The sequence below is a fragment of the Corynebacterium marambiense genome, assembly GCF_016342275.1.
GTDB classification, from domain to species: Bacteria; Actinomycetota; Actinomycetes; order Mycobacteriales; family Mycobacteriaceae; genus Corynebacterium; species Corynebacterium marambiense.
The window spans coordinates 163158-179832 of sequence record NZ_JAEIOT010000011.1 but is presented as its reverse complement, the minus strand read 5'-3'; the positions used below and the strand labels follow the sequence as shown (position 1 = coordinate 179832).

Below are 16675 nucleotides of genomic sequence, written 5' to 3'. Positions count from 1 at the left end.
CGAAGAACCCGGCCCCGTGACTCCACAGTGGGAGGCACGGGGCCGGGGAAGTCGGCGACCCGGATCAGTTCGTGCCCGGGTGTCCGCGGTCGCTCAGTAGCGGATGGCCATGCGGCCGTCGATCCTGCCCTTGCGCAGATCCTCGAAGACGCTGTTGATGTCGTCGAGCTTGCACTCCGCGATCGTGGGCTTGACCAGTCCGCGGGCGTAGAAGTCGAGGGCCTCCTCGAGGTCCTGGCGGGTGCCGACCAGGGAACCACGGATGGTGAGCGCCTTGAAGACGATGTCGAAGATGCGGGCGGGGAATTCTCCCGGGGGCAGGCCGTTGAACACGATGGTTCCGCCCTTGCGGGCCATGTTGATGGCCTGACCGAAAGCTGCCTCGTGGACGGCGGTGACCAGCACGCCGTGGGCGCCGGTGCCGGTGAACTCCATGACCGCTTCAGCGGGATCCTGCTCGCGGGCGTTGATGGTGAATTCGGCACCGTGCTTCTTCGCCAGTTCGAGCTTCTCGTCGGCGATGTCGACCGCGATGACGCGCATGCCCATGGCCACGGCGTACTGGACAGCGATGTGGCCGAGTCCACCGACACCGGAGATCACGACGTACTGACCGGGGCGGGTCTCGGTCATCTTCAGGCCCTTGTAGACCGTGACGCCGGCGCAGAGAATCGGGGAGACCTCGAGCGGGTCGGCGCCCTCCGGGATACGGGCGCAGTAGCGGGTGTCGACGAGCATGTACTCACCGAAGGAACCGTCGACGGTGTAGCCGCCATACTCGGCGTCGTTGCACAGCGTCTCCCAGCCGGTGCGGCACTGTTCACAGGTTCCGCAGGCGGACCAGAGCCAGACGTTGCCGACGATGTCGCCCAGTTCCACGTCGTGCTCGCCGGGGCCCAGCTTGACCACTTCACCGACACCCTCGTGCCCGGGGACGAAGGGCAGCGGGGGCTTGACCGGCCAGTCACCTTCTGCGGCGTGCAGGTCGGTGTGGCAGATACCGGAGGCCTGGAGCTTGACCAGCGCCTGGTTACGGCCGGGCTCGGGAAGATCGACTTCCCGGACGGTGACCTCGGGACCGAACTCGTCGACGACGGCGGCGGTGAACTTCTCGGGGGCGTTACTCATGGGAATCTCCTCGTGTAGGGATGAACAGGGGTGGGTGGAGCCACCCCCTTGCATAAAAGCCAATTGGCAACTATTTTCAACAGTGGGGGAACATGCCTCCGGCCAGGTCACACGGGATGTGTGTACCTGACCGGAATGTGCGGTGGTGGTGCCGGAAGGTTCAGCGAACGCCCGGCACCACCCAGGCTCAGAAGAGCCCGGTGGGCTTGGTGCCGTAGGACACCAGCATGTTCTTGGTTCGGGTGTAGTGGGCCATCATCATGGCGTGGTTCTCCCGCCCGATGCCGGATTCCTTGTACCCGCCGAACGCGGCGTGCGCCGGGTAGGAGTGGTAGTTGTTCACCCACACGCGCCCCGCATGGATCGCACGCCCGGCACGGTAGGCGGTGTTGTTGTCGCGGGTCCAGACGCCGGCACCGAGGCCGTAATTGGTGTCGTTCGCGATACGTATCGCATCGTCGAAGTCGGTGAAGGTCGTAACGCCGAGGACCGGCCCGAAGATCTCCTCCCGGAAGCACGACATCGTGTTGTCGCCACGGAAGATCGTCGGCTGGATGTAGTAGCCGTTCAGGCCGTCGATCTTGGCCACCCCGCCACCAGTGAGCACCTCGGCACCCTCCTGGGGGCCGGAGGAGAGATAGCCGGTGATCTTCTCCATCTGCTCCTCGGAGGCCTGCGCGCCGAGCATCGTGTCGGTGTCCAGCGGATTGCCCATCCGGACCTTCTCAACCTTGGCGACGACGAGCTCCATGAGCTCATCGATGATGGATTCCTGCACCAGCGCACGGGAGGGACAGGTGCAGACCTCGCCCTGGTTGAGCGCGAACATCGCCATGCCCTCGACCGCCTTGTCCAGGAAGTCATCCTTCTTGTCGAGGACGTCGGCGAAGAACACGTTCGGGGACTTCCCGCCGAGTTCCAGGGTGACCGGGATGATCTTGTCCGCCGCGGCCTTGTTGATGAGTCGGCCGACCTCGGTGGATCCGGTGAAGGCGATCTTCGCGATCCGATCGGAGCCGGACAGGGCCGCACCGGCGTCTGATCCGAGACCGTTGACCACGTTCACGACACCTGCGGGGAGAATGTCAGCGATGATCTCCATCAGGTGCATGATCGAGATGGGGGTCTGCTCCGCAGGCTTGAGCACCACGCAGTTGCCTGCAGCCAACGCGGGAGCGAGCTTCCAGGTGGCCATCAGAATCGGGAAGTTCCACGGGATGATCTGTCCGACGACACCGAGCGGCTCCTGGAAGTGGTAGGCCACGGTGTTGTCGTCAATCTCGGAGAGACGCCCCTCCGCGGTGCGGGTGACACCGGCGAAGTACCGGAAATGGTCGACCGCGAGCGGAAGATCGGCGGCGAGGGATTCGCGCACCGGCTTGCCGTTGTCCCAGGTCTCGATGACCGCGAGCTCCTCGAGGTGCTCCTCGATACGATCCGCGATCCGGTGCAGGATCAGGGCCCGCTCCGCGGGCGGGGTGCTCCCCCAGCCCGGTGCCGCTGCATGGGCTGCGTCGAGTGCCTTCTCGATGTCCGCGGCCTTACCTGCGGCGAAGCGGGTGTAGACCTCACCGGTGATCGGACTGATGTTGTCCAGGTACTCACCGTCGACCGGGGCAACCCACTCGCCGCCGATGAAATTGTCGTAGCGCTCCCTCGGGGAGACGATGGAACCTTCGGTTCCGGGATTGGCGTAGATAGTCATAACGGTCCTCGCTTGTTCGGTGATGACGAACGGCCTTCCCGACGCTCGCGCCGGGGATGGAGTCCCACCGGTGCGAGTCGATCAGGTCCGACCATGTAGTGAGCCCCACCCTAACCACTTCTTCTTGTGTTGCACATCACTAAATGCATGACCGGACACAGTGAGGCACAACACAACATCATCGCCAGAGCTGAAATCTGCCACCGACGAGCCATTTCTCTAGATCCAGTAAAATTTGCCAACATACCCCTTGCAAATACCTAATACGGGGGTGTTTTCGATGTTTCTCACTTCTTTTTCAGGAATGGGATGTCGCCGGTTTTACCGATTCGGAGTAAGGAACCAGCCCCCCGGAACAAAAAAACTGGGATCGCACCCGGACGATGGTCCGATGCGATCCCGGTTCCCGGTACCTCTCAGGAATGGCGCTTGCGTCGTTTCCGCCGTGGTTCCCAGATGACGACCGCCGTGGACTCGGGGACTTCAACGAGTTCTCCCCGCGTACGCGGCGCTCTCCGCTCCCGTTCGAGCGCCTCACTCAACCGCTGGTTGTCGGACCTGAGGGTCTCCACCTCCCGGCGCAAACGTTCATTGGACTGGGTCAGGTCGATGATCGCCTTGATGCCCGCGAGGTTCACCCCCTCCTGCTGACTCAAGCGCTGGATCTCCCTGAGGAGCGCAACATCGGAGCGGGAGTAGCGGCGACCCCCACCGCGGGTGCGCATTGGCGTCACCAGGCCCATCCGGTCGTAGGTGCGGAGGGTCTGCGCGTGCATCCCCGCAAGCTCCGCAGCCACCGAGATGACGAAAACCTCTTCGTGGTCCGGCGAGGTGCCGTCGTGGGGCTGGAACCGCCGGTCACTGTGCGGCATTGCTCCCTCACCTCCTCGTGTGGATGTCGTGGCCGACCCGGTGGGTCACCGGCCCGGATGCCGGGCCGGTGGGGATCCGTCGCCGCCCCACCCGACCCGGGCGTCGTCGTCTATGCAGATCCCGCCCAGTCCGCCCTGGGGTCGAAACCGGATTCCTTCTCCGCCTGCGCGTAGGCACGCAGAGCACTGGTCGCCGCGGGACCGAGATTCTTCGGGACCGTGACCCTGACGGTGACCATCAGATCGCCCTTCGTCCCGTCGCGTTTCGGAATCCCGCGCCCCCGGACCCGCAGGGTCCGTCCGTCAGGTGTCCCGGCCGGGACCTTCACCCGAACCGGCGAATCGAGTGTCGGCACGGTGATCGTGTCGCCGAGAGCCAGTTCCGCGAACGAGACCGGGATCTCGACCTCAAGTGTGGTGCCGGTTCTGGTGAACACCTTGTCCTTGCGGACATGCACGGTGACGAAGAGATCACCGGAGGGACGTCCGTTGGGGCCTGCCTCACCCTGTCCGGCGAGGCGCACCTTCTGCCCGTCGATGACACCTGCGGGGATCCGGACGGTGATGGACCGCGTCCGGTTGACGGTTCCGGTTCCGGAGCAGTCCGCGCACGGATCGGAGATGGCTTGACCGTTGCCGCCGCAGTCGGGGCACGGGGCGGAGAACCCGAAGGCTCCGCGGCTCTCGCTCGTGAAGCCGGTTCCGCTACAGCTCTCGCACCGGCTGGTTTTGCCGGAACGGGAGCCGGAGCCGTGGCACCGTGTACACGGCGCCGGCCCCTTGAGCTCTACGGGGATCGTCGCCCCTTGCGCAGCTTCCCGGAAATCAAGTGTGATGTCAGTTTCGACGTCGGCCCCCCGCGACGGTTGAGCTGCGTGGCGAGGACCGTGGCCGCGGTTGAAAAGGCCACCGAAGATATCACCCAGACCCCCTTCCGAAGTAAATCCTCCATCTCCTCCGAAGAGATCCGAGACATCGAAGTCCCCCTGCGCCTGGCGAAACCCGCCCGGGAAGCCGGACCCCGCTTTTCCGCCGAAGCCGCGCAGTCCACCGGACGCGAGCATGGCTTTCATCTCGTCGTATTCCCTGCGCTTCTTTTCGTCGCCGACGACATCATAGGCCTCGGCGATGCGCTTGAAGCGCTCTTCGGCGTTCTTGTCACCGGGATGGTTGTCCGGGTGATTGTCCCGGGCGAGTTTGCGATACGCCCGCTTGATCTCTTCCGCTGATGCGGACGAGGAGACACCCAGGTCCGCGTAGTAGTTCTTTTCAGCCCATTCACGCTCAGCCATTGGGCATCTCCTCCTTCCGCGTCATGCACGGGTTCAGTGTGATTCAGGTTGTTCGGTGGTGTCCAGGATCCGCGACTGCGGACCCGGACACCGGGGCGGTGTCGCCACCGCCCCGTCGCCACGTCACTCCGTGGCGGTGGCGTCGCCTCCACCCTCAGCACCGTCACCCTCGGGAGCGGACTCCCGGGGGTCGGTGATGATCACCATCGCGGTACGCAACAGCCGGTCCCCCATCGCGAAACCACGGCGCAGGACGGTGCCGATGACCTTGTCATCGCCCTCGGAGAGATCCTGGACGGCTTCGTGACGCTCGGGGTCAAACTCGTCGCCCTCGGCACCGAACTCGACGACGTCGAGCCGGTTGAATACGCCGCGGAGCTTGTCGTTGACGGATTTCAGGGGCCCAGTGAGGTCACCGTGCCGCCCCGCAAGCTCGAGGTCGTCGATGACATCGAGCAACTGGTTGACGACGGAGGCCTTCGCGGAGGCGATGACCGCCTGCCGATCCCGCTCGGTGCGACGCCGGTAGTTGGCGTACTCCGCGGTAACCCGCTGCAGATCCTCGGTCCTTTCGGCGAGCTCCGCCGAGAGATCCGGTTCCCCACCCGCGGCGGCCTCCGCATCCTCGGCGGCCTCCTCCGCGGCGACGGTGGCAAGTGCCTCATCGAGCTCGGCGTCGGCGGCTTCCGCGTCGGAGGTTTCCGTGGCGTCGGCTGCGGCCTCGGCATCGGCTACCGCCGACTCGGCGCGCTCCGGAGATGTGGCCTCCGGATCCGTTGCGGCCGGATCGCCGGGATTGTCCGGCATTGCTGCTGCGTCGTCCTGGCTCACTGGGTGGCCTCCTCGTCCTCGTCGCTGTCTTCGTTCTCGCTGTCGATGATGGCCTGCTCTTCGTGCACCGCGCGCTCGTGGGCGGTGTCCGCCGCCTCCTGGAGGTCGGTGGCCACGGCGTCGCCCTCGAGAACCTCGTCCGGGTTCTTGTCGGTGCCGATCGGATCGGTCATCTACTTCTTCTCCTCGTTGTCGTCGTCGACAACCTCTGCATCCACGACATCGGAGTCGGCGTTACCCGCATCGGCCTGGGTGGCTCCGGCCGCAGCCTCGGCCTCGTAGATGGCCTTACCCATCTCCTGGGACTCGGTAGAGAGCTTCTCGACGGCCGTCTTGATGGCCTCGATGTCCTCGCCCTTGAGAGCTTCCTCGACCTCCTTGGCGGCTGCCTCGACCTCCTCCTTGGTGTCCTCGCCGATCTTGTCGGAGGAGTCCTCCATGAACTTGCGGGTCTGGTAGACCATGGACTCCGCGGAGTTGCGGACCTCCTGCTCCTCGCGGCGCTTCTTGTCCTCCTCAGCGTGTGCCTCGGCGTCCTTGATCATCCGGTCGATCTCCTCCTGGGACAGGCCGGAGCCGTCCTGGATCTTGATCGTGTTCTCCTTGCCGGTGCCCTTGTCCTTGGCGGTGACGTGGACGATGCCGTTGGCGTCGATGTCGAAGGTGACCTCGATCTGCGGGACACCACGGGGTGCCGGGGCGATACCTGCGAGCTGGAAGGATCCGAGCAGCTTGTTGTGCGCGGCGATCTGGCGCTCACCCTGGTAGATCTGGATGCCAACCTCGGGCTGGTTGTCCTCCGCCGTGGTGAACGTCATCGACTTCTTGGCGGGGATGGTGGTGTTGCGCTCGATGAGCGTGGTCATCACACCGCCCTTGGTCTCGATGCCCAGGCTCAGCGGGGTGACGTCGAGAAGCAGCACGTCCTTGACCTCACCGCGCAGCACACCGGCCTGCAGTGCGGCGCCCACGGCGACGACCTCGTCCGGGTTGACGCCCTTGTTGGGTTCGCGGCCACCGGTGAGCTCCTTGACCAGGTCGACGACGGCGGGCATCCGGGTGGAGCCACCGACGAGGACGACGTGGTCGACATCGTTGATGGAGATGTCGGCGTCCTTGATCACCTGGTTGAAGGGCTTCTTGGTGCGGTCGAGCAGGTCGGAGGTGATGCGCTGGAACTCGGTGCGGGACAGCGTCTCGTCGAGGAACAGCGGGTTCTTCTCGGAGTCGACCGTGATGTAGGGCAGGTTGATGGAGGCCTGCTGGGAGCTGGACAGCTCAATCTTGGCCTTCTCGGCGGCCTCACGCAGACGCTGCAGGGCCATCTTGTCCTTGGTCAGGTCGATGCCGTGAGCGGACTTGAACTTCTCGACGAGCCAGTCGACGATGCGCTGATCCCAGTCGTCGCCACCGAGGTCGTTGTCGCCGGAGGTCGCCTGGACCTCGACGACGCCGTCGCCGATCTCGAGCAGGGAGACGTCGAAGGTGCCGCCACCGAGGTCGAATACCAGGATGGTCTGTTCCTTGTCGCCCTTCTCCAGGCCGTAGGCGAGTGCCGCGGCGGTGGGCTCGTTGACGATGCGCAGGACGTTGAGTCCGGCGATCTGGCCGGCTTCCTTGGTGGCCTGGCGCTGCGCGTCCTCGAAGTAGGCGGGGACGGTGATGACGGCGTCGGTGACGTCCTCACCCAGGTAGGCCTCGGCGTCGCGCTTCAGCTTCATCAGGATGCGGGCGGAGATCTCCTGCGGGGTGTAGCTCTTGTCGTCGATGTCGACGCTCCAGTCCTCGCCGATGTGGCGCTTGACGGAGCGGATGGTCCGGTCGACGTTGGTCACGGCCTGGTTCTTGGCCGACTGCCCGACGAGGACCTCGCCGTTCTTGGCGAAGGCAACGACGGACGGGGTGGTGCGGGAGCCCTCGGCGTTCGCGATGACGGTGGGGTCGCCACCCTCAAGAACGGAAACAACCGAGTTCGTGGTTCCGAGGTCGATACCTACTGCGCGTCCCATGTGATGGTTCTCCTTCGTATGTCTGTGTCGTCTATCGGTGGTTGACTGTCCCCGACTCAACTTACGGAGACGATGTTAACAATCTCCTTGAGCGCGGTCCACTCAACCTGTTCACCCATCACAACGGCGCTCGACACAAAGTTGTTCCCGATACGCTCAACTTTTTGGCGTGACCCCTGTCACACATATCGCTTCGGGGCACACCGGAGCCCCGGTAGGGAAGTGCACAGGACCTCCACCCACCGGGGCTCCGCGTCACGACACGCCGGATACGTGACTAGCTGGAACCGAAGTTGAAGCCACTCGATCCGCTCGACAGCGAACCAAACCCGCCCCCGGTCACTGCGCCGCATTCGCGACCGCGTGAGACCAACGCATCGGTGTAGGCGGTGTAGATCTTCTCGATGGTCGGATCCAGGTCATTCAGCTCCACCCCCACATTCGCGAGAATCTTCTCACGGAGCTGCGCTGCGGACACGGGGGAGGTGTCGGCGATGTCCTTCACCTGCTGCGTGATCGCGTCACACGATGTCAGCTTCATCTGGGCGGTGGCCCACAGCACCAGTTCAGCATCGAGCTGATCCGCCTGTGCGGGAGCGGCGAATCCCGCGCCCGCGAGAGCGACGGTGGCCAACGAAACGAGGAATGTCTTCACGATGGATCTCCTTATCCGTACGTCATCCGTACGTCGTGGAGGTACCCGACCACACTCGACGACCACGCAGGCGCCCGGGCAGATTCTGACGGACCCAATACTAAGGTCTGGAAAACATCCTGACCATCGGGTGGACCGATGCGGAATCGCCCGATGAAAGTGCTGGAAACCACGCGACCGGTGGAGGCTCCGCCGGACCTCCACCACGCCCGGAACCACCACACAGCATCACACCGATCCTGCCATCACACCTTTCCCTGATTCGGGTGAGGGGTTACTATGCAAACAGACTTCTCCGCAGAGCCAACAGTGGGATGGAACACCCCGAAATCCCCTCACGGTTCCCGTGGTTTCTCTGCCGGACACATGCCGACACCCGGGAAAGGCGGTGCGTGACACGTGACCTCATCCACCCTGTCCGTACAGCCTCCCGCACATGAGGCCACCACGGCCACCGCCCAGGCGTGCGGCGGCCGTCGCCGCCCCGTCGGTGATCGTCCACCGGTCTGACCCCGATCCAGCCGATCACCCACTTCGGGTTTCCCAACGGACCGCCACCGGCGCTCCGCGTTCCCGCCGCGCCCCCGAACAGAGGGGTCCGGTTCTCTGAATCACCCACCGACCCGCCGCATCGGCCGACGTCGGGATGCCGGTGACCATTCATGAAAGCGAGCACACCCACTCATGTCCCTCCCCCAGGCCCCCACCAACACCGGCGACGTAGAGAAGGTCTTCGACGCCGCGACCGCCCGCGCCGAGACGTGGCTCAATGCCACCGGATCCGACGAGTCACGGAAGGAGGCGAAGTCCACCGAGCAGCTCGCCGCCCTGGTGCACGACGCCGACGGCATCGACTTCACGATGGGCTTCGTCGACCGGGTCGCCCGCCCCGAGGACAATCACGTCTCCGCCCGGGAACTGGCCAATCTCGCCAGCCCGTTGAAGGGCCGCGGTTCCGTCCCGGACTTCGTCGGCGCGGTTGATCGTGGCCTGGTCACCGCTGGGTCGATCGTCGCCCCCTGGCTGCCGAACATCGTCATGCCGATCGCCCGGAAACGCCTGCGTCAGATGGTCGGGCACCTGGTTCTCGACGCCGAGGGCTCGGCCCTGAACAAACTGCTCGACCGGTCCCGCGAGCAGGGGTTCCGTCTGAACCTCAACCTCCTGGGTGAGGCCGTCCTCGGAGACCGGGAGGCGAAATCTCGCTTGAACCGAACACTCGATCTGCTGGACAATCCCCGCGTCGACTACGTCTCCATCAAGGCGTCCTCGGTGTGTGCGCAGCTCAACCCGTGGGACATCGACGGCAACACCGAACGACTGAAGGAGACCCTGCGTCCGCTGTACCGCAAGGCACTATCACGCGACCCGCACCCCTTCATCAACCTGGACATGGAGGAGTACAAGGATCTGCGCCTGACGATCCGCCTGTTCACCGAACTTCTGACCGAGGATGAGTTCCTGCCGTTGGAGGCGGGCATCGTGTTGCAGGCTTATCTTCCGGACACACTCGGCGCGCTGCAGGAACTGGCGGAGTTCGCCGCGCAACGGCGAGCCGCGGGTGGGGCGAAGATCAAAATTCGACTGGTCAAGGGAGCGAACCTCTCGATGGAGCGCGTCGAATCGGAGATCCACGACTGGAAGCAGGCACCGTACCTGACCAAAGCCGAGGTCGACGCCAACTACGTCCGACTGCTGGACTGGATTCTGCAGCCCGAGCACGCGGACAACGTCCGTATCGGGGTGGCGTCGCACAACCTGTACACCGTCGCGCTCGCCCACGAGCTCGCCGTGGAGCGCGGTGTGGAGCACCAGCTCGACGTCGAGATGCTTCAGGGGATGGCACCCTCGCAGGCCCGGGCCGTGCGGGATGTCGTGGGTGATCTGATCCTCTACACCCCGGTCGTCCACGACGAGGACTTCGATGTCGCGGTGAGCTACCTGGTCCGCCGCCTCGAAGAGAACGGCGCGAAGCAGAACTTCCTCTATGCCCTGTTCGCTCCGGATGTCACCGGCGATGAGGGACTGACGCCGATGCAGGGTCAACGGCAACGGTTCCGCTCATCCGTGGCGGATCGCTGGTCCACGGCCGCCGGTCCGCGCCGCACTCAGGACCGAACAGCCGAGGAAAAGGGGAAGGTCGGCACTTCCTCCGGTGCGGTACCGGGCCACTTCATCGGGGAACCGGACACCGACCCGTCCCTGCCCGCGAACCGGCAATGGGCCCTCGACGCCCTGTCACGCGATCCCGGCCCGGTGGAGTCCGCGCGCGTCACCTCCGTGAGCGAGATTGATGACGCCGTGACCCGTGCGGCGACCGCAGGCGAGGGTTGGGCGGCGAAGAGCGGCGCGGAGCGCGCCGCGTTGCTGGACAAGGCCGCCGAGGCCTTGGCAGATGCTCGCGGTGAACTCATCACGGTGATGAGCCATGAGGCCGGGAAGACCGTCGGTGAAGCGGACCCGGAGGTCTCGGAGGCCATCGACTTCGCTCGCTACTACGCAGAGTCGGCGCGCGCCCTCGACCGCGTGCGCGGCGTCCGCTTCGAGCCCTACCGCGTCGTGGTGGTCACTCCCCCGTGGAACTTCCCGGTCGCCATCCCGATGGGTGGCGTGTTCGCGGCACTCGCCGCGGGTGCCGCGGTCATCATCAAACCCGCACCGCAGGTGGTGCGCTGCGCCGAAGTCGCGGTCGCCGCACTGCGCAAGGCCGGTATCGGTGAGGACCTGCTGCAACTGGTCAACGCAGACGAAGACGAGGCCGGTAAGCGCCTGGTGAGCCACCCGGACGTGGATTCCGTGATCCTCACCGGCGCATCGGAGACCGCAAAGCTGTTCCGGAGCTGGAAGCCGCGCATGGTCATCAATGCGGAGACCAGCGGCAAGAACGCCATCATCGTCACCCCGTCTGCCGATCCGGATCTCGCGGTGGCGGACGTCTACCGCAGCGCATTCGGGCACGCGGGCCAGAAGTGTTCGGCGGCGTCGCTGGTGATCCTGGTCGGCTCGGTCGGTGAATCGAAGCGTTTCCTCAACCAGCTCATCGACGCCGTCGAATCCCTGCACGTCGGCTACGGCACCGACATCTCCACCACGATGAACAACCTCATCGAGGCCCCCGGCGAGAAGCTGGCCCGCGGGTTGACCCAGTTGGACGAGGGCGAGCGGTGGCTGGTCAAGCCACGACAGCTCGATGACAGTGGCCGCCTGTGGTCCCCGGGTCTGCGCGACGGTGTCGAGCCGGGCTCGTGGTTCCACACCCACGAGTGCTTCGGCCCCGTGCTCGGGATCATGCGGGCAGATTCCCTGGAGGAGGCCGTCGAGTGGCAGAACTCCACCGGCTTCGCACTGACTGGGGGGCTGCATTCCCTGGACACCGACGAGATCAGCTACTGGCGCGAGCACGTCGAGGTGGGTAACGCCTACATCAACCGCGGCATCACCGGCGCCATCGTCGAGCGGCAATCGTTCGGCGGCTGGAAGAACTCATCCCTCGGCTCCGGGGCGAAGGCCGGCGGCCCGAACTACATCGGGCAGCAGGGAACCTGGTCCGAGGGTGACCTCAACGAGCTGCACTCGGGTTCCGTGAGCACACGGATCGCCCAGATGCTGCGAGAGTTCAAGGCGCAGCTCGGCCCGACTCTCACCCCGGCGGACAACCACTGGCTGCGTCGTGCAGCGGAGGCCGACGCCTACGCGTGGCAGACGGAGTTCGGCGTGGAGCACGACCGCACTGCACTCCTCGCCGAATCCAATGTCTTCCGCTACCGGCCGCTCCTGCAGCCACTGCGGGTGCGCGTCGGTGCGGGCACTGCGGTGCGGGATCTTCTGCGCATGAAGCTCGCGAGCCAGATCACCGGGACGGACATTGATGTATCCGCGACCGCCGCGACCGCCGCGGAACTCGGTGCGCTCGGCGCCGGGATCCGGGCCGTGTCCGACGAGGATTTCGCCGCCGAGATCGCGGCCGCGGCATCCATCCGCGTCCGCGCCTTGGGTGAGGTTCCCGACGCGCTCTACCGGGCGGCGGCCGAATCGGGTTCCGTGATCCTCGATCAGCCCGTCCTAGCCGACGGCCGGCGGGAGCTGCTGCCGTTCCTCCTCGAGCAGGCGATCTCCACGACCGAGCACCGCTTCGGATACATCAAGGGCCTGTCCAACTGACCGGCACCCGGACGGAGGGGAGCCACGCCCACCGGATGGACTGCTCCCCGTTGTACGTTCGTAGCCAGCTGACTACCAGCGAGCCGGTGTCTGTGGCATAGTTTCCAACCACTATGAGCAAACATCACAGCCCCCGGGTTTCGGGGCACTCCGACGATTCCAGCTCTGAGCTGGAGTCCACCACGCCGATCGGGTCGCCCGCTTCGGCGTCATCCGAAGACATCATCTTCACCGCCATCAACGGTGAGACGGATCACACGGCATCGGACGCCGGTGAACCGTCCGCGGGTTCCGTTTCCGCGGAGGAGCACGACCAACTCGACCGTGCCGTCATCATCGGCCGGGACGGCCGCTGGTTCGCGGGTTGGGCCCTGCGGTTCATCATCGTGGCCGCAGCCAGCTGTATCGCCTGGCTCGGACTCGGGATCATCTGGACCGGTGTCCTGCCGGTCCTGCTCGCAATCCTGTTGTGCACGGTGCTGTGGCCGCCGGTGCGCTGGCTGAAGGACCACGGTGTCCCGGGTAGCCTGTCCTCCCTCCTCGTTCTCGTCGGGGCACTCTGTGCCCTCGGCGGGGTCTTCGCGGCGATGGCTCCGCGGGTTGCCGAACAGTCGAAGCTGCTGTTCACACAGAGCGTCACCGGTCTGGAGAAGCTCCAGGTCCGGCTCGGGGAGCCCCCCTTCAACATCAACACCGACCAGATCGACGGTGTCCTCGACGAGATCTCCGGGAAGCTCCAGGATGGCGCGTCCGGGATGCTCTCGGGCGGAGTGGCGAACAAGCTGGCGTCCGGAGTCTTTGCGGGTGTGTCCACCGCAACGTCGATGGTGGTCACCCTGTTACTGATGCTGGTGCTGTCGTTCTTCTTCCTGAAGGACGGCCACACATTCCTGCCGTGGGTGCGCCGCAACGTCGGCAAGTCCGCGGGCTGGCATCTCACCGAGGTGCTCACCCGCACCTGGAACACGCTGTCCGGGTTCATCCGCGCCCAGGCCCTCGTGTCCCTCATCGACGCGATCTTCATCGGCATCGGGCTGGTGATCCTCGGTGTCCCCCTGGCGCTCGTGCTCGCGGTGATCACCTTCTTCGGTGGGTTCATCCCGATCGTCGGTGCTATCTCCGCCGGTGCGATCGCAGTCCTGGTCGCCCTGGTGTCCAACGGTCTGACCACGGCCATCTTCGTCCTGGTCCTCATCATCGCGGTCCAGCAGATCGAGGGCAACATCCTCTCCCCGCTGCTGCAGAGCAAGGCCATGAACCTGCACCCCGTGATCGTGCTGCTGTCCATCACGGTCGGTGGCGGACTGTTCGGCATCGTCGGCGCGTTCCTCGCCGTACCTGCGGCAGCAACCGTCGCAGTGTGGCTCCGCTACCACGCGGAGATCATCAGCCTCCGATCCGGGGAACGGACGATCGACGAAATCGAGACCGAGACCGCGGCCGGTTCCAAGGCCCTCATAGACATCGCCCAGGCGATGCGTTCGGTCCGGCGACGCTTCAAACGGCATGACATTCCAAGCAACGACTAAGACGTGTCTCCTATAGCTGAGCGGTGATTCGCCAGACGGCGGCCGTATGGCGTGACGGAGTTCAGCCCATGGCAGACGGTATGCACGCGCCATGGTCGCCACACCGAGAGCACCTGGGACCGGGCCCTGCACACGATTCTCGCTGACGCGGATGCACCCGGGATGATCAACTGGAACGTCTCGATCGATACCACCACCTGTCGCGCCCACCACCATGGCACGAACACAACGCGCCCCTGAGCAGGACACAGAGGGCTCAATCGAATCACAAGAACCAGCCAATCGCGGAGTGTGAACCTGCAGGTCACCGAATTGGCCGCTCGCGTGGTGAACTGACGAGCACGATCCACAGCGTCGTCGACCGGCAAGGCCCGGCCACCCGCTACGACAAACTCACCATCACCGACCTCGCCGCGGTCCACCTCTGCGCAATCTTGACCTGAGTACGCCTTTTAGAAGACACTCCCTAGCAGGGCTGCGCTTGCCCTTACGCTCAGCGACGACAGCGCAGTCACTACGTCAAACACTTCCCTGCACCAATCCATTAGACATGGTTATACTCAGGGCGTTCACGTTATCCCACCCGTTTGGAGTGCATAAATGTTTCGACGAAAGAGCAGGGGCGCGGTCCTCTCGGCGTTGGTCATTCTCGGAGCGGTATCCCCCGCCGCTTCTGCCCAACCACAAGAATGAGGGCCGATCCAACCGGATACGGGGATCGAACAGTTCGACTATGTGTCGGACAGAAACAAGCCTTCTATAGAAGAGCAACTGGAACAGTACGAGCTGGACCACCCGGAAGAGGTGGCAGAACATGAACGGCAAGTAGGAGAGACTGCGGATAACCTCACTACCCTGCCTGCGCCAAAGAAGACCTTGGTTGAGGGGGAAATGCGCTCTGATGCCGTGGAGCTGCCTGAAGGAGTGACGAAGGGACAGGCAGACCAGATCGAGATCGAGGAAGGGCGCCGTAACGTGCAACCGCAGATGTTGGCAGCCACAGGTTGCCAAACGGTGTGGCCTACGGGATTTCAAGTATGTGGCGCTATCTTGGATGCTTACCGTGAGATCGGTGGGACACTATCCTGGCTTGGGCCGCCGAAGTCAAATGAACTGACCAACCCTGACGGAGTGGGAAAGCGCAGCGAGTTCTACGGCGGCTCAATCTACTGGCACCCTGACACTGGTGCACACGCTGTGACTCTCGATGGAATGCGCCAGTGGGGCACCCTCAAATGGGAGTCCGGTCCACTCGGATACCCCACCTCCAGCCCGATCGACACGAACGTCCCCCTTACGCAAATGCAGAAGTTCACCGGCGGGGACAACTACTACAACCCTCTGACCGGCGGTGCTGTCTGGGGCGACATTAAGCAACGCTACGACGAGTTGGGCGGATCCCACCATGCCATCGGCATCCCGATCACCAATGAAATGTCCAACGGTGACCGGTACCGGTATAATAACTTCTCCAATGGCACGATTAGCTGGCGCAACGACAGACAAACCCGGTTCATGTACCTGGCGACAAAGAAAGTATGGGATGCCCTAGGAAGGGAGACCGGGAAGCTGGGCTGGCCCACAACACACGAACTTGCCTATGTCCCCGGAGTTGCTCATCACGTGGATTTTGGGATGAACGCAACGATCTTGTGGGGGGCTGCTGTAGGTGCCCGCGAGTTGACTGGTGGCATCGTGACATTATGGAACCAATTGGGTGGCATAGACGGGCTAGGGCTGCCCCATATTTCCTCCACTTCGTTCGAAGACAGTGTAATGCAACGCTTCGAAAAAGGTGCTGCTTGGGCCACCGAAGACGGTATCGCCCACATGGGTGGAGTAGTCGACGGTACAATTCGGTCACAGCAAATCGAAGAGGTTCCGACCGAAAAGGACGCCCCTGAATCCGCCGGTCTTCGTTCGGCCAGTAGGAGCGGAACTGGCGATATCATCTACCCCAAAAACCCAGGTGTTGATCCGCATTTCTTGATCCGGCGTGGTTATTGGGATCCCCAAGATCTTCCGGGCGTTGGATTTGGAGCCGATAAAGCTAAGTATAAACACGGCGTTACTCGCTGGGATATGGTAGAGGCAGCCAACACCTCGGAAACATCAACCTACTTCTCTCCGACGGAGTCCGGTGCTGAAGGTTGGGAGACGAAAGTCTTCTTCAAGGCTTGCAGCTTTGGAAAGTGCGAGGAGTATGCGGATCCAGTAATACTTCGGCACATCTACCTAGCAGAGAATAGGGAATGGTTTAAAGGCGTTCCCGGGAGGAATGCCAGCGACGATACGGCAGACTTGGGTCTAGTAAATGCCTTCTGTGGCCAGGATGACAAAATCGTCGTCAACTTTTGCCCAGAACGAATGAGGGAGACGAAGAGGTTTGGCCGGTTTTTTTAACCAGTAAGGTCAAGTCAATTCGGTAGCACCTGCCCCGCCAAGCCAAGGCCCTCGACCGATGTAGGTCATTTGTCCAATTCGTTTTCAGTA

11 protein-coding genes are annotated in these 16675 nt (G+C 63.9%); 3 read left to right on the top strand and 8 right to left on the bottom strand.

Going from position 1 to position 16675, the window contains the following annotated elements; genetic code table 11:
- Window positions 1-93: 93 nt before the first annotated feature.
- From adhP to JDV76_RS09990, 8 genes are all read right to left on the bottom strand, one after another.
- Window positions 94-1128 carry an alcohol dehydrogenase AdhP gene (gene adhP, locus JDV76_RS10025; protein WP_198736752.1) on the bottom strand — a complete coding sequence of 345 codons (1035 nt, stop codon included), beginning with the start codon at window positions 1126-1128 and terminating at the stop codon, window positions 94-96.
- A gap of 187 nt (window positions 1129-1315) precedes the next feature.
- A complete protein-coding gene (exaC, locus tag JDV76_RS10020; protein WP_198736751.1) occupies window positions 1316-2833 on the bottom strand; it encodes an acetaldehyde dehydrogenase ExaC in 1518 nt (505 codons plus the stop codon).
- A 416-nt stretch (window positions 2834-3249) separates the two neighbouring features.
- Window positions 3250-3705: a heat shock protein transcriptional repressor HspR gene (locus JDV76_RS10015; RefSeq protein WP_198736750.1), complete on the bottom strand. Its 456-nt coding sequence runs from the start codon at window positions 3703-3705 to the stop codon at window positions 3250-3252.
- Window positions 3706-3815: 110 nt separating this feature from the next.
- A complete protein-coding gene (gene dnaJ, locus JDV76_RS10010; protein ID WP_198736749.1) occupies window positions 3816-4997 on the bottom strand; it encodes a molecular chaperone DnaJ in 1182 nt (393 codons plus the stop codon).
- Window positions 4998-5120: 123 nt separating this feature from the next.
- Complete coding sequence (grpE, locus tag JDV76_RS10005) at window positions 5121-5804, bottom strand: nucleotide exchange factor GrpE (RefSeq protein ID WP_198736821.1); 684 nt, start codon at window positions 5802-5804, stop codon at window positions 5121-5123.
- Window positions 5805-5824: 20 nt separating this feature from the next.
- On the bottom strand, window positions 5825-6001 hold the full coding sequence (locus tag JDV76_RS10000) for a hypothetical protein (protein ID WP_198736748.1): 177 nt from the start codon (window positions 5999-6001) through the stop codon (window positions 5825-5827).
- Entirely contained in the window at window positions 6002-7837 is a 1836-nt protein-coding gene (gene dnaK / locus JDV76_RS09995) for a molecular chaperone DnaK (protein ID WP_198736747.1), read from the bottom strand.
- A 277-nt stretch (window positions 7838-8114) separates the two neighbouring features.
- Complete coding sequence (locus JDV76_RS09990; RefSeq protein WP_198736746.1) at window positions 8115-8492, bottom strand: hypothetical protein; 378 nt, start codon at window positions 8490-8492, stop codon at window positions 8115-8117.
- Between the two features lie 684 nt (window positions 8493-9176).
- Between JDV76_RS09990 and JDV76_RS09985 the strand changes: the two genes are divergently transcribed.
- The 3 genes from JDV76_RS09985 (at window position 9177) to JDV76_RS09975 (ending at window position 16585) form a co-directional block, all read left to right on the top strand.
- Window positions 9177-12653, top strand: a complete 3477-nt coding sequence (locus JDV76_RS09985; RefSeq protein WP_198736745.1) for a proline dehydrogenase family protein — start codon at window positions 9177-9179, stop codon at window positions 12651-12653.
- A gap of 113 nt (window positions 12654-12766) precedes the next feature.
- Window positions 12767-14182 (top strand): AI-2E family transporter, encoded by a 1416-nt coding sequence (locus JDV76_RS09980; RefSeq protein WP_198736744.1) that lies wholly within the window; start codon window positions 12767-12769, stop codon window positions 14180-14182.
- Between the two features lie 735 nt (window positions 14183-14917).
- A complete protein-coding gene (locus JDV76_RS09975; protein ID WP_248140939.1) occupies window positions 14918-16585 on the top strand; it encodes an LGFP repeat-containing protein in 1668 nt (555 codons plus the stop codon).
- The last annotated feature ends 90 nt before the right edge of the window (window positions 16586-16675 follow it).

Bases quoted from the DNA above. Each gene is read 5' to 3' on its own strand.
- adhP (WP_198736752.1), bottom strand. From the start codon at position 1,128: ATGAGTAACGCCCCCGAGAAGTTCACCGCCGCCGTCGTCGACGAGTTC.
- exaC (WP_198736751.1), bottom strand. From the start codon at position 2,833: ATGACTATCTACGCCAATCCCGGAACCGAAGGTTCCATCGTCTCCCCG.
- JDV76_RS10015 (WP_198736750.1), bottom strand. From the start codon at position 3,705: ATGCCGCACAGTGACCGGCGGTTCCAGCCCCACGACGGCACCTCGCCG.
- dnaJ (WP_198736749.1), bottom strand. From the start codon at position 4,997: ATGGCTGAGCGTGAATGGGCTGAAAAGAACTACTACGCGGACCTGGGT.
- grpE (WP_198736821.1), bottom strand. From the start codon at position 5,804: ATGCCGGACAATCCCGGCGATCCGGCCGCAACGGATCCGGAGGCCACA.
- JDV76_RS10000 (WP_198736748.1), bottom strand. From the start codon at position 6,001: ATGACCGATCCGATCGGCACCGACAAGAACCCGGACGAGGTTCTCGAG.
- dnaK (WP_198736747.1), bottom strand. From the start codon at position 7,837: ATGGGACGCGCAGTAGGTATCGACCTCGGAACCACGAACTCGGTTGTT.
- JDV76_RS09985 (WP_198736745.1), top strand. From the start codon at position 9,177: ATGTCCCTCCCCCAGGCCCCCACCAACACCGGCGACGTAGAGAAGGTC.
- JDV76_RS09980 (WP_198736744.1), top strand. From the start codon at position 12,767: ATGAGCAAACATCACAGCCCCCGGGTTTCGGGGCACTCCGACGATTCC.